This is a genomic window from Caldithrix sp., from assembly GCF_056497305.1.
The window spans coordinates 24,853-38,812 of the sequence record NZ_JBSMDE010000042.1; the positions used below are offsets into that span (position 1 = coordinate 24,853).

Below are 13,960 nucleotides of genomic sequence, written 5' to 3' on the forward strand. Positions count from 1 at the left end.
GCCGGTATGTCTTTCTGAATCCCACGATTTATCGGTGGGGGGAAGAATCCCTTACACTTGCATAGCATTCGTAAGCCCAACGTAACTCGAGCTTTAGCTCGAGACCTTTGTAAAATTGTAGCATTTTCTGTAAAGTTTTGTTCCAGAGCAATTTTAAGTCGTTCACAAAGAGGTCGCGCTAATTGGAACCATCTTTATTTAAAGTGCTTCGCCTTTACAACTGATAACGATTTCTCCGCTCTTTCCTCATGCAGTCGGGGCATCGGTCGAAATGACAATCGATACGGACTTCAGACCAGTCATTGGGGAAATTCATTGAAGAAACTTTTTTAGAAGTAATTCTTTCCAACACTTTGTGACAAGAATAATTATTTATGGAACTGAATATTTAAAAAAAGGTTTTTAATTCATTAATAATTAATGGATTAAATGCTTCTAAAAATCGCACTTTGTGTATTGCTTTTAGTCTACTTAACTTTGTATATTGTACCGAACATAAGTACGTAAATCTGACCAAACGAAGGAGGTTGCAAGATGTCCAATGCCTATTTCAAAGTACCGATGCCGGTAAACGAGTCGGTGTACGATTACGCCCCCGGAACTCCTGAACGCAAAGCCTTAAAAGATAAACTGGCCGAATTGCAGGCCCAGGAAATCGAAGTGCCCTTAATCATCGGTGGAAAAGAAATTTTTACCGGACGCACCGCAGAAATGCACACCCCGCACAATCACAAAATCAAACTGGGCGTGTACCACAAAGCCACGGCCAAAGAGGTACAAATGGCTATCGATGCCGCTCTGGAGGCGCGCAAAACCTGGGCCGAAATGCCCTGGGAAGACCGCGTGGCTATTTTCCTGAAAGCAGCCGACCTGCTTTCTGGGCCCTGGCGTTACACGCTGAATGCGGCTACCATGCTTGGCCAATCCAAAACCGCTTACCAGAGTGAAATTGACGCTGTAGCCGAGTTAGCCGATTTCTGGCGTTTTAATGCCTATTACATGGCTAAACTGATGGAAGAACAACCCTATTCGCCGCGCGGATTCTGGAATCGCATGGAGTATCGTCCTCTGGAAGGTTTCATTTTTGCCGTAACGCCCTTTAATTTTACATCCATTGCCGGCAATCTGCCTACGGCACCGGCGATCGTCGGCAACGTGTCCCTGTGGAAACCGGCTTCTTCTGCGGTTTATTCGGCTTATTTCATCATGAAGCTGCTTCAGGAAGCCGGATTGCCCGATGGCGTAATCAATTTTATTCCGGGCAGCGGGGCACAGGTCGGCAATCCCGTACTGGAGAGTGAGCACCTGGCTGGCATCCACTTCACCGGTTCTACCAACACCTTTCAGACCATGTGGAAAAAGGTCGGCGAAAATATCCATAAAATGAAATATTATCCGCGCATCGTGGGTGAAACCGGCGGCAAAGATTTCATTTTTGTCCATCCTTCTGCCAAAGTAAAGCCGCTGGTAGTGGCCACTATTCGCGGCGCCTTTGAGTATCAGGGACAAAAATGTTCGGCTGCTTCGCGCATGTACATTCCGGAATCGCTCTGGCCGAAATTTAAAGAGATGTACATCGAAGAGGTGAAAAAGATCAAAATGGGTGAACCCACCGATTTCCGCAACTTTATGACAGCGGTAATCGATCGTGCTGCTTTTGAAAGTATCACCTCTTACATCGATTACGCGAAAAATTCCACTGAGGCCGAAATCATCACCGGCGGTTCCTATGACGACAAAAAAGGCTTTTTTATTGAACCGACAACCATTGTCACGACCAATCCCAAATTTAAAACCATGGAAGAAGAAATTTTCGGGCCGGTGTTAACCATTTACGTTTACAAAGACGATCAATTCGAAGAGACCCTGAAACTGTGTGATGAGACGTCGCCTTACGGTTTAACGGGCGCCATCTGGGCCCAGGATCGCCAGGCTCTGCGTTTGATGGAAGATCGTCTGCGCAATACAGCCGGAAACTTTTACATCAATGATAAGCCAACCGCGGCCGTGGTAGGCCAGCAGCCGTTTGGCGGCGGGCGCGCTTCAGGTACCAATGACAAGGCCGGTAGTTACCTGAACATGATCCGCTGGATGAATGTGCGTTCCATAAAAGAAACCATGGTTCCTCCGGAAGACTGGACCTATCCGTTTATGGGCGATAAATAACGTTGACGTTTTAAATTTCTTTAAAAAACTCACTACTAACACCTTTTCAATATTGAAAAGGCGGGTAGTGAGTTTTTTTGTCTTGAACGAAAAAAGATTTTAAGGTAAAAATAAGCATTTGTTATTATTTGGCAATATTCTTAATTTTGTCTCAAGTGAAACGATGAATCTAATCGTCAATCTTCGGCGTATATGGCAACGAAACCAGGTAAACAGGATGGGATCGACCAATTGATGCATTTGCGGCTGATTTGCTTACTTGTCTTCATACTTACTGTTCGTGGGCTTGCCCAAATCATGCCTCCGGACACATTGACCACAGCCAGCAGCGACTCGACCGTTGTTTCCGATTCAACCGACAACACAGGGAGTCGTGGCAGCGAATTAAAAGGTCCCATTAAATATCGGGCAGAATTTATTGCTCTGTCCGATAGCGGCAATATCATCGAATTGATTGGCGACGCCCAATTAAACTATCTGCACATGCAATTAAATGCGGCTTATATCCGCTTGAATCAGCGTCGGAAATTATTATTTGCATCCGGGCTGGCCGATTCTTTGAGCGCCGACAGTCTTCCTGTGGTTAGAGGTAAACCCGTTTTTAAAGATCAGGGGCAGGAGCCCATTACCGGAGATCAGATCGAATACAATTTTGAGACGAAGCGGGGGAAGGTCATCATGGGCAAGACGCAGATGGAACCGGGCTATTACCGGGGTAGCCGAATTCATCGCATCGCGGACAGCACGTTACTGGTGCAGGATGGTATTTTTACTTCCTGTGAATACATTGACCATCCCCATTTCTATTTTCAAAGTCAAAAAATCCGCGTCAAGATTAAGGACAAAATTGTGGCCCGCCCCATTACTTTTTACATTGCCGATATTCCTCTGGCCTGGTTTCCTTTTGGCATCTTTCCCAACAAACGCGGCCGAAAATCGGGTATTGTCATCCCGAAATATGGGGAAGGCGCTTCCACCGGTCGTTTTTTACGTAGTTTTGGTTACTACTGGGCGCCAAACGATTACATGGACGCCGCCTTTCTGATGGATTTTTACGACAGGATTGGCTTTGCTTACCGCACCAATGTACGGTACAATGTGCGCTACAAATTAAACGGCCGCTTTAATGGAGAATACTTCCCGAGAGATCCCACCACCGGCAAATCGGTGGAACGCTGGCGCTTTCGCTTCAATCACCGTCAGGTACTCGACCCGACCATGAGTATCTACGGCTCTGGTTCCTTTTCCAGTGACAAGCAATTTGCCCGACAGCTTTCGCCCAACCAACGCGACCGTTTAAATCAAAACATTACCTCGCACCTGACCTTTTCTAAACGCTGGAAAAAGAGCCAGATCAGCTTAACGGTCAATGCTTCGCGCAATGAAAATTTGCAAAATGGCAATATCACCTACACTTTGCCCAATGTCAATCTTAATTTTCCCCAGAAAACGCTTTACGAAATTTTCAGCGGCAACAAATTAGGGGCGCAACGCAAGTGGTATCAGAATATCTATTTTAATCTCAGCACGCAAATGGTGCATCGTGGTTCCAGAATATTACAGAGCGATAGTACCTTTAAACGATCTTCCAGCCAGGGTATTCATCATCAAATGGGATTTTCCACCACCACCAAACTCTTTCGCTATTTCAATATTTCGCCCAATGTCCGTTTGACCGAAGACTGGGTGGATGAGATTGTCACGGCTGAATACGATCCGCAAAGCAAAACCATCATTGAGAAAAAGAAAAAACAGTTCGCCGCCCGCCATACCTTCAGCAGCGGGGTAGGCCTAAAAACTACGCTTTACGGCCTTTTTGAACCCAATATTGGCGCGTTGAAATTCATTCGCCATAAACTGGACCCTTCGCTCTCTTTTAGCTACACACCGGATTTTTCATCGCCTTTTTTTGGCTATTTTACGCGCATTGACACCGGCGGTGTGGTTCACAAAATCGACAAATTTAAGAATTCACCGTACGGAGGAACGCCCACTTCCAGAAGCCAGAGCCTGAATATCAGCCTTAATAACTTTTTTCAGGGGAAATTGATTGACGACCAGGGTAAAGAGAGGAAAATCGACCTGTTGACCGCTAATTTTTCCACACGATACAATTTTTTGGCTGATAGTCTGAAGTGGAGCGACATCTCAGGTAATTTCAGAACACGCATCTTCGGTCGATCGTTCAGCTTTCGTACGGTTCACTCTTTGTATCAATTCAACAAAAATAACAGGAAGATCAATAAGTTCAATACGATTCCACAGCTCATCTATTTAAATACTTCATTTAATTTCAGGCTTTCTGAAAAGACTTTCCGACGTACGAAAAAAGAGAAAACAAAGACGGCCGTAAGCGATTCTTTGCAAAAAGAGTTGTCCCGTGAGGGCATCCTGGAAACCAGAGCCATTCAGTACGATGAAGAGGATTACATCAATCAGGCTAAAAAGATTAATATCCCATGGTCATTGACCTTTAATTTGAATTACACCTACGACCGGCGCCGCCAGAAGGAAGACCGACACCGTTTTGGATTGAGCACTAATGCCAGTATTCAATTGACAAAAAACTGGAAGATCAGCTGGAATGCCATTTTCGATGTGAAAAACAAAAAGATTGCTTCTCAAAATTTTAGCATCTACCGTGACCTGCACTGCTGGGAGATGTCCTTTAACTGGCAACCGGAAATTGGTTACTATTTTTTCCAGATCAATGTCAAAGCCAGTGCATTACAGGACATCAAAATTACCAAACGTCGTGCCACGCGTTTTAGTGGTTATTATTGATCAGAAATCTTCAGATTTCCCTGTTAATGCCTTCATTTTAAAGCTGTATAGCTTCATTAAAAAGGTTCCTGTAGAGAATTAAAAATCACCCATTTGGTATGTTTGAAAATAGGAAGTAAACCCAATCGATCTTACTTTTTTCAAAAAATTAAACAGAGAGAAAAAACTATTTGATAAAACAAAATTTTGTGGTTAATTTTTTTGTTTAAATGAACTGTAAGGAATGTGCATGAAAGCAAAAGCTCTTCTTCTGCTATTTAAGGATTCATTTGCCACCTGGGAGGAAAATTCTAAAGCGGAAATAGGCGCATTAATCAAAGAAGATGTTGAACATTGGCTTCTGCTGACCCAAAATTCGGCGCCAAAATCGATTGCCTTGTCCGGTGCTCAGTTGGAAACTTTGCCGGATTACCAAATTTTGCCCGTGGAATCCTTATCAGACGAGATAAAGCAAGTTTTAAAGGCCTCCCATTTTGAGTGGATTTACCCCACCAAACAGAAAAAGGCCTTTATTTTAGGAGTCGGGGCTGTTAATGAAGTTCAGTTTCTTCTTTTAGACCTTTGCACGCGCGTATTCGAATTGCTAATGCGCAACAAAGAATTGGAAGAAGAGTTGAAGCGTAAATCACGGGAAATGCAGGACCTGCTGGAAAAAACCAGCGCTCTACACGAAATCAGTCGTTCCATCGAGTCATTGACCTCTCTGGACAATTTGCTGCAGGACATCGTTCAAAAAGCCATGCATTTAATGAATGCCGAGTCGGGCTCTTTGTTACTGTTTACCGAAGAAGGGGACGAATTGGAGTTTAAGGTTGCCCTGGGGCCTAAATCAAACAATGTTAAACCGTTTCGCATCAAATTGGGGCAGGGAATTTCCGGGTGGGTCGCTGAACACGGACAGCCTATCTTAATTAAAGATGCCTACAAGGATCCCCGTTTTGATCCCAGCTTTGATAAACGCAGTGGTTATCGCACACGTTCGTTTTTGTGCGTGCCCTTGCGCTACAAAGAACGTATTTTAGGCGTGATTACCATTTTGAACCGCTTGGACATGAAGCCCTTCTCTGAAAAGGATCTGGAACTGCTGCTGACCTTCAGTACCCAGGCTGCACTGGCAATTGAAAATACGCGCCTGTTACAGGAAGCCATTGAAAAAGAGCGTTTAAAAGCCGACATCAAAATAGCTTCCGAAATACAAAAATTGTTGATCCCTCGAGAGCTGCCGCAGATAGAAGACCTGGAGATCGCAGCCACATACATTCCCTGTAAAGAGATGAGCGGTGACTTTTATGATGTTATTCCCATGAAAAACGGGAAGTGGGCTTTTGTCATGGCAGATGTTTCGGGGAAGAGCATCCCAGCCGCCATGCTGATGTCCAATTTTCAGGCTTCGGTGCGCACCATTTTTCAATTTTCAGATGATTTGGCCTGGATCATGGAAAATCTGAATCAGATGATCACACGCCAAACCACAGCCGATCGCTACATCACGGTTTTTGCAGCGGTTTATGATCCCAGGTCCCATCGCCTAGATTACGTTAATGCCGGGCACAATCCGCCGTTCATTCTCACGGAATCTCAAACCTTTACGCCTCTGGACAGAGGGGGAATATTTTTAGGGGTAATGCCCTGGAAATATGAAAAAAACAGTTTGCCTTTGCGTGACCATGATCTGCTGGTCATGTATACCGATGGTCTGGTCGAAGCCATGAATGAACGTGAAGAAGAATTTGATCTCAGACGTTTAAGGCAGTTAGTTAAGAAACACCAGAAAGAGGATTTGAATGATTTAAAAGAGACCATCATCAGTGCGGTAAGAAAGCATGTAGGGAGTCAGATGCTGGACGATGATTTTACGTTGATGTTGATTCGAAAAACAAACAATAGACAAAAAAAGCAAATATAAACTTAACACTTTTTTAAGAAGACTTTAAAAATATAAATTTTCGTCGACAATAATATCAGAAACAAAAGAGGGCAACATCATGAATTTTCCAACCCATTCAATGGATGGCGGTGAAATCGTCGTTATTGATATTCCAAGGCGATTAACCTCAGAAATTTCCGGGGATCTGAAAAAATTGATGAAAGAACTACTGGAAAAAGAGCACTACAAGATTGTCATGAACCTGGAAAAAACCAAATACATGGATTCCAGTGGACTGGGGGCCATTGTTTCTAAAATTGCTGCAACGCGTTCTAAAAGTGGCGATATTAGACTGGCTGCGCCGCAGCAAACGATTATTGATCTCTTGCAATTAACGCATATTAATCAAATCGTAAAAATATTTGATTCCGTTGAGGAAGCTGTCAATAGTTTTAAGGAGTAGGTACTAATGAAATATCAGGAAGATATTTCGGTGGACAGAAGGAATTTCCATTTTTCGGAGCCTGATTATTCTCGCCCGATTTTCCAGATTCCTGATCATTTCAGTCAGAAGTTTAAAAACAAACTCACCTTTTTGTACGGTAAGAGTCGCCTCGATTTAATCTATCCTGAACTGGAACGAATTCTGAAAGTATATCATGCTCACAAATCGCCTTTGATGTTGGAATGGGAAAAGACCTTTAATCCGGAAAACCGTTTTACAGAACACGATGTAATTTTGATCACCTATGGCGATCTGATTAAAACGCCCAATCAAAAACCATTGCGCACTTTAGCGCAGCTAACCGAAACCTATTTGAGAAACGTCATTAATACCCTGCACATCTTACCATTTTTCCCCTCGTCTTCCGATCGGGGCTTTGCGGTGATGGATTTTGAAGAAGTGGATCCCAATCTGGGCACCTGGGACGACATTCTGGAACTAAAGAAAGATTTTAAATTGATGTTTGACGGCGTCTTTAACCATGTTTCCTCTAAGAGCCGCTGGTTTCAGGAGTTTTTAAATCAAAACCCGCAGTTTCTTGATTTTTTTGTCGTCTTTTCCACCAAGCAGCAATTGTCTCCGGATCATTTGCGATTGATTGTCCGCCCAAGAACCACACCGATCCTAACCGAATTTTGTACCCTTAACGGCAAACGTCTGGTCTGGACGACCTTCAGCCAGGACCAGGTTGATCTTAATTACCATAATCCCCATGTGCTGCTTAAAATGATCGAAATTCTGCTCACCTACGTCAGACGTGGAGCAGATATTATTCGTCTGGATGCGGTTACCTATTTGTGGGAAGAACTGGGCACCACCTGCGTTCATCTGGAGCAGACGCACACCATCATTAAACTGTTCAGAGATATTCTGAATGCTGTGGCCCCCCATGTGGCCATTATCACCGAGACGAACGTGCCCCATGAGGATAATATTCGCTATTTCGGAAATGGCCGGGACGAGGCGCAGATGGTGTACAATTTTGCTCTTCCTCCTCTGGTGCTTTACTCTTTTCAAAATGAAAATGCCAGAAAATTAACCGAATGGGCGGCCACGCTGAAAAAGCCCTCCAACGAAGCGACTTTCTTCAATTTTCTGGATTCCCATGATGGGGTGGGCGTGATGGCCGTGCAGGGCATTCTTTCGCAGCAGGAAATCGACATGATGGCTTTGCGGGTGGTAGAGCACGGCGGCTTCATCTCCTACAGAGCCAATCAGGACGGAACACTCAGCCCTTATGAACTGAATATTACCTGGTTTAGCGCTATTAACAATGAAGACGCCGATGAACCGATGGAGATTCAGATTAAACGCTACATTGCATCCCGCGCCATTGCCCTTGTGCTCATGGGCGTACCAGGAATTTATTTACATGGCTTTCTGGGCTCAAAAAATGATGCGGAACTGGTTCTGGAAGAACGTTCCACTCGAAGCATTAATCGTAAGACACTAAATAAAAAAGAATTACTCCGTTCTCTGGAAAATCCCGAAACAACGACTTATCATGTAACCCGTGAGCTGGTCCGATTAATCGAAATCCGGAAACGGCAGCGCGCTTTCCATCCCAATTCACCACAGAAAATATTAAAACTGGCCGACGAAATTTTTGGCGTCATCCGTTACACTCAGGACCATCGGGAAATTATTTTAACTTTAACCAATGTCTCTTCCAAAAAAATTTCTTTGAACATAAATTTAAAAGAATGGGGAATTTTGGGTAACCACCACTGGCACGATTTACTCAGTAAACGTTCTGTTAAAGCCGAAAACAACCAAATTTCTCTGATTGTAGATCCTTACCAGATTCTGTGGTTAAAAGCGCGGAATGGTAAATTCAGGGTCTTGGAATAGGCTGCACCCAACTAATCCTCAATAGGGATCGGTGTCTGAAAAGAGATCGATCCCTTTTTACTAATTGCGCAAAATTCAAATATTACTTAATTTCTTCTGGCTTTTTTAAAATTAACTGATTCGATGGCACAGGTGTTGTTTTCTTTTGTGAGCCCAGCGGCAAAATTTAACATGATCGGTTAAAGGGCTACTCGAGCGATGACGCCCCCCTTCAATGCTGATCATTTCAACCAGGCTGTATTAAATCAGGGAAATGTCTGGAGTGCAGATGCAACCAAAAGAGGAGTAGTTATGAAAGAATTAGCCGTGCGCGTGGCTGTAGCTATTGTGGGAATTCCTTTGCTGTTTTTCATTATTCTTAAAGGAGGTCTCTATTTTTATCTATTTTCCGTGGTGGTAACCGTTCTGGGCCAATGGGAAATGTACCGGCTCCTGGAAAAGAAGAACAGCTCACCGCAGGCAATGGCCGGATTGTTCAGTGGGCAAATATTATTGGCCTGGGTCTTTGTTGGAAATCATCCCCTTTTATTATTGGCCCTATTGCTGTTTGTGCTTTTTATTTTCGGCGCAGAAATGTTTCGCAACCGCGGTTCAGCTTTGCTCAATACGAGTGCTACCCTGTTAGGCCTGGCCTATCCGACGCTCTTCTGGGCCAGTCTGTTGTTTTTGCGTGAAAATATTGCCCGACCTTTTACCATGGACGAATCATTTGGGGGGAAATTTATTTTAATCATGTTCGTTGCCATTTGGGTTTGCGACACCTTTGCCTATTTTTTTGGGAAAAAATTTGGCCGGCACCGTTTGTTTCAACGCGTTTCTCCCAAAAAAAGCTGGGAAGGGGCGATTGCCGGTTTAGTGGGAGCGTTAATGGTCTATTTTGTGGTTTACTTTCAGAAAATTCTTCCGATAAGTTTAAATGTGGCCATAGTAAGTGGATTGATTGTCGGAGGAGCGGGCCAGTTTGGCGATCTGGTTGAATCGTGGCTTAAACGCGATGCCGGCGTAAAAGATTCGTCTAACCTGCTCCCGGGCCACGGGGGAATTCTGGATCGTTTTGACAGTGTTCTGTTTAGTTCCATGGCCTTTTTGGCCCTGTATTTTATTCTCCAATTAAAATAGGATTTGAGGAAAATGCCAGATAAACGCGTTTTGATCGTGGATGATGAAGAAGACCTGACCTGGACCATTTCCAAACATCTGTCCCGCGATAAGAATAAATTTGAACTGATTGCCGTAAATAGCGGTATGGCCGCTCTGGACGTGTTGGCCCAGGTGCCGGTTGATCTGGTAATTACCGACATCAGGATGCCCGAAATTTCGGGCCTGGACCTTTTGCTTAAAATCAAAGAAAACTACCCGCAGACCAAAGTGGTGATCATGACCGCCTACGGTTCATCGGAAATTCAGGAAGAAGCGAACCGAAGAGGTTGTTTCAAATACATTGAAAAACCCTTCGAAATTCAGGAATTGCGCCAGCTCATCATCGACATTCTTCAAGAGAAAAAAGGTTTTGAAGGCAAGATTTCCGATTTTCAGTTAACCGACCTGATTCAATTATTGTGTCTGGGGCGTCAGACCAATAGCCTACACTTTGAAAAAGACGGACAACATGGCGCCATCTATTTTGATGATGGCGATATTGTGCATGCCGAGGTCGATCAGCTTGAGGGAGAAGAAGCTTTTTATGAAATACTGGCCTGGGAAGGCGGAGAATTTCATTTACAAAAGGGACGCAAGGCGCCTAAGGAGACCATTTTCAAGAGCTGGCAAAACCTGCTATTGGAGGGCTTAAGACGGCTTGATGAATTGCGCGCCCGGGCATCAAACATGGACGACAAAACAGCCGAAAGCCAGCGACAACTCATTTTGGCTCTTGAAAATCAGTTAAAAATTAGGGGACTGTGGTTAATAGCCATTCTCGATCATTCCGGATTTGTAATTGCCTCTGCATTGCACCCGGAGCAAAAAGGGAAAATTTCCGTGGCCGATATTATGCCACTGGTTTCTAAATTCATTTCTACGGCAGAAGAGAATAGCAAAGAATTTCATTTTGGCGCCATCGACGAAATATTCACGCAATATGAAAAGGGCGCCATTCGTCTGGCAAAGATTCAGAATTCAAATTACTACCTGGTCACAATCACCAATGAAGAAGCCAATATCAGCCTGATTCGTCTGGAAACCAAAAAACTGACGCCCCGGCTCCTTCCGCATTTAAAATCCTTATGAACCGTTTTTGCAATTGCTTTTTGTCCCGCTTACACAAATAGAGTGGCGCCTCTCAAAGATTAAATGCTGTGTCTGGGACTTAATCGTTTGGTTGTTGAATCGCTTAGCTTTTGATTGGTTGTAGGGGCTTTTCCCGCGAATGGCATTTAGAGGCCTGCGTGATGAATAAATTTGCCCCTGTGCGCCTTCTTAGTGCTTTCTGGGTTAACTAAATCCCCGCTGAATTTCCAGAGAGCAGCAGAAAAATCCTGCTAATTTCTTTTGCTTAACATCAATATTTTGTAAATTAGTGCGTTGTATTTTAAAGTTGAAAAAACGGAATCAATTTATGGGGGAGTTTTTTATGGATCCTAAATCATTCAAACGCTGGCAACAGGAAGTTTCCACCGCTAAATTAAGGGATGCGAAATTCATCACTGCCTCAGGAGAACCGGTCGAAATGCTGGGAACGCCTGATATGATCAAGGACCTGGATTATGATCGCGATTTGGGAATGCCTGGTCAATACCCATTTACGCGAGGCGTACACGCCACCATGTACCGCGGGCGATTGTGGACCATGCGCCAGTTTGCGGGATTTGGCACGCCTGAAGATACCAATCAACGCTTTAAATATCTGCTGGAAAACGGGCAAACCGGTCTCTCTGTGGCATTTGATCTGCCCACCTTAATGGGTCGAGATGCCGACGATCCCTGGAGCGAAGGCGAAGTCGGTGTTTGCGGAGTTTCGGTGAGCTCTCTGCGCGATATGGAAATCCTGTTTGATGGCATTCCGCTGGACAAGGTTTCCACCTCGATGACCATCAACTCGCCGGCCATTATTTTGCTGGCTTTTTACATTGCTGTGGCAGAAAAGCAGGGCGTAAAACCGGAACAACTACGCGGCACGATCCAGAATGATATTTTAAAGGAATACATTGCTCAAAAAGAGTACATCTTTCCGCCTACACCTTCAATGCGCATTATTGTGGATATGATCGAATATTGTACAGAAAATATGCCCCAGTGGAACACCATCAGCATCAGTGGTTATCACATCCGCGAAGCCGGGTCAACGGCTTTGCAGGAGCTGGCGTTTACTCTGGCCGACGGATTTGCTTACATTGAAGCCGCCCTGGAGCGTGGCCTGGACATCGACGCCTTTGCCCCGCGGCTCTCATTCTTTTTTAATGCGCACAATGATTTTTTTGAAGAGATCGCTAAATATCGGGCCGCGCGACGCATTTACGCCAGACGAATGAAAGCACGGTACGGTGCCAAAAAAGAACGTTCCTGGATGCTGCGTTTTCACACGCAAACCGCTGGTTGCACCTTAACCGCCCAACAACCGGAAAACAATATTGTGCGTGTGGCTTACCAGGCGCTGGCCGCCGTTTTGGGCGGCACACAGAGCCTACACACCAACTCCATGGACGAGACTCTGGCTTTGCCATCGGAAAAGGCCGTTAAGATCGCTCTGCGCACCCAGCAAATTCTGGCTTACGAAACCGGCGTACCGCACACCATCGACCCACTGGCCGGCAGCTATTTTGTGGAAGACCTGACCAATAAAATGGAGCAGGGCGCTGAAGAATATTTTAAAAAGATTGAAGAATTGGGAGGCTTAATTCCGGCCATTGAAAAAGGCTTCTTCCAGCGCGAAATTGCCGAGGCTGCTTATCGGTATCAGCTGGAAATCGAAAATAATGATCGCTACATTGTGGGGGTAAACGCCTTCCAGGATAAGGACGAAAAAATTGAAATTCCGCTTTTGCAAATTTCACCTGAGGTAGAAAAGGAACAGATTAACCGTTTGCAGGCCCTTAAACGGGAAAGAGACAATCATCGAGTGCAATCTCTGCTAAAAGAACTGAAACAGGCAGCCATCGAAAATCGCAATTTAATGCCCGTGATCATCGAGGCAGCTAAAGCCTACGCTACCGTTGGCGAAATGATTAATACACTTAAAGAGGTGTTCGGAGAATATCAAGAACCCACCGATTTTTAGTTGGACCCTTTGGCGAGGAGAGTAATGGAAAAGAAAATACGTGTTTTGGTTGCAAAAGCCGGCCTGGATGGCCATGACCGTGGCGCGAAGGTCGTGGCCTCATTTTTCCGCGATGCCGGTTTTGAGGTCATCTACAGTGGATTACGACAAACGCCGCAAATGATTGTGCAGACCGCCCTACAGGAAGATGTGGACGTGATTGCCATCAGCATCCTTTCCGGCGCGCACATGACGGTTTTCCCAAAGATTTTAAAATTGATGAAAGAAAACGGTCTGGCTGACGTTTTGCTCACCGGAGGCGGCATCATGAGTGATGACGATATTCGTAAATTGGAAGAGATGGGCACGGGTCGATTATTTGGCCCGGGAAGCTCTTTACACGAAGCCGTGGACTACATTCGGGAATGGTACAAAAAAACGAAAGGCAGTGATCGGGAAAGGTAGACCGTGATTGCCAGGATTACAAGATTACCATGATTTTTATTCTCGAATTGCGGTTTTTCGTATTGAAAGCTGAGTATGTTGAAAAAAAACAGAGAACCTAATCCTGGTAATCCTGAAATCATGCAAA

The 13,960-nt window shown here is 44.7% G+C and carries 9 protein-coding genes; all 9 read left to right on the forward strand.

Going from position 1 to position 13,960, the window contains the following annotated elements; translation table 11 throughout:
* The first annotated feature begins 534 nt into the window (after window positions 1–534).
* Window positions 535–2,166: an L-glutamate gamma-semialdehyde dehydrogenase gene (gene pruA / locus ACWB0I_RS03650; RefSeq protein ID WP_479386677.1), complete on the forward strand. Its 1,632-nt coding sequence runs from the start codon at window positions 535–537 to the stop codon at window positions 2,164–2,166.
* Window positions 2,167–2,358: 192 nt separating this feature from the next.
* Complete coding sequence (locus ACWB0I_RS03655) at window positions 2,359–4,950, forward strand: putative LPS assembly protein LptD (RefSeq protein ID WP_479386678.1); 2,592 nt, start codon at window positions 2,359–2,361, stop codon at window positions 4,948–4,950.
* Between the two features lie 229 nt (window positions 4,951–5,179).
* Window positions 5,180–6,856, forward strand: a complete 1,677-nt coding sequence (locus ACWB0I_RS03660; RefSeq protein ID WP_479386679.1) for a PP2C family protein-serine/threonine phosphatase — start codon at window positions 5,180–5,182, stop codon at window positions 6,854–6,856.
* A gap of 79 nt (window positions 6,857–6,935) precedes the next feature.
* Window positions 6,936–7,280, forward strand: coding sequence for an STAS domain-containing protein (locus ACWB0I_RS03665; RefSeq protein WP_479386680.1), 345 nt, complete (start codon window positions 6,936–6,938; stop codon window positions 7,278–7,280).
* Window positions 7,281–7,286: 6 nt separating this feature from the next.
* Entirely contained in the window at window positions 7,287–9,173 is a 1,887-nt protein-coding gene (locus tag ACWB0I_RS03670; protein ID WP_479386681.1) for a sugar phosphorylase, read from the forward strand.
* A gap of 291 nt (window positions 9,174–9,464) precedes the next feature.
* Window positions 9,465–10,292 (forward strand): phosphatidate cytidylyltransferase, encoded by an 828-nt coding sequence (locus ACWB0I_RS03675; protein ID WP_479386682.1) that lies wholly within the window; start codon window positions 9,465–9,467, stop codon window positions 10,290–10,292.
* A gap of 12 nt (window positions 10,293–10,304) precedes the next feature.
* Complete coding sequence (locus ACWB0I_RS03680) at window positions 10,305–11,402, forward strand: DUF4388 domain-containing protein (RefSeq protein WP_479386683.1); 1,098 nt, start codon at window positions 10,305–10,307, stop codon at window positions 11,400–11,402.
* Between the two features lie 343 nt (window positions 11,403–11,745).
* Window positions 11,746–13,389 carry an acyl-CoA mutase large subunit family protein gene (locus ACWB0I_RS03685; RefSeq protein WP_479386684.1) on the forward strand — a complete coding sequence of 548 codons (1,644 nt, stop codon included), beginning with the start codon at window positions 11,746–11,748 and terminating at the stop codon, window positions 13,387–13,389.
* Window positions 13,390–13,413: 24 nt separating this feature from the next.
* Window positions 13,414–13,833, forward strand: coding sequence for a cobalamin B12-binding domain-containing protein (locus ACWB0I_RS03690; protein WP_479386685.1), 420 nt, complete (start codon window positions 13,414–13,416; stop codon window positions 13,831–13,833).
* Window positions 13,834–13,960: the final 127 nt, after the last annotated feature.

Excerpts from the sequence above, each read along its gene's own strand:
- ACWB0I_RS03680 (WP_479386683.1), top strand. The coding sequence starts at position 10,305 with ATGCCAGATAAACGCGTTTTGATCGTGGATGATGAAGAAGACCTGACC.
- ACWB0I_RS03675 (WP_479386682.1), top strand. The coding sequence starts at position 9,465 with ATGAAAGAATTAGCCGTGCGCGTGGCTGTAGCTATTGTGGGAATTCCT.
- pruA (WP_479386677.1), top strand. The coding sequence starts at position 535 with ATGTCCAATGCCTATTTCAAAGTACCGATGCCGGTAAACGAGTCGGTG.
- ACWB0I_RS03690 (WP_479386685.1), top strand. The coding sequence starts at position 13,414 with ATGGAAAAGAAAATACGTGTTTTGGTTGCAAAAGCCGGCCTGGATGGC.
- ACWB0I_RS03670 (WP_479386681.1), top strand. The coding sequence starts at position 7,287 with ATGAAATATCAGGAAGATATTTCGGTGGACAGAAGGAATTTCCATTTT.
- ACWB0I_RS03685 (WP_479386684.1), top strand. The coding sequence starts at position 11,746 with ATGGATCCTAAATCATTCAAACGCTGGCAACAGGAAGTTTCCACCGCT.
- ACWB0I_RS03665 (WP_479386680.1), top strand. The coding sequence starts at position 6,936 with ATGAATTTTCCAACCCATTCAATGGATGGCGGTGAAATCGTCGTTATT.
- ACWB0I_RS03655 (WP_479386678.1), top strand. The coding sequence starts at position 2,359 with ATGGCAACGAAACCAGGTAAACAGGATGGGATCGACCAATTGATGCAT.
- ACWB0I_RS03660 (WP_479386679.1), top strand. The coding sequence starts at position 5,180 with ATGAAAGCAAAAGCTCTTCTTCTGCTATTTAAGGATTCATTTGCCACC.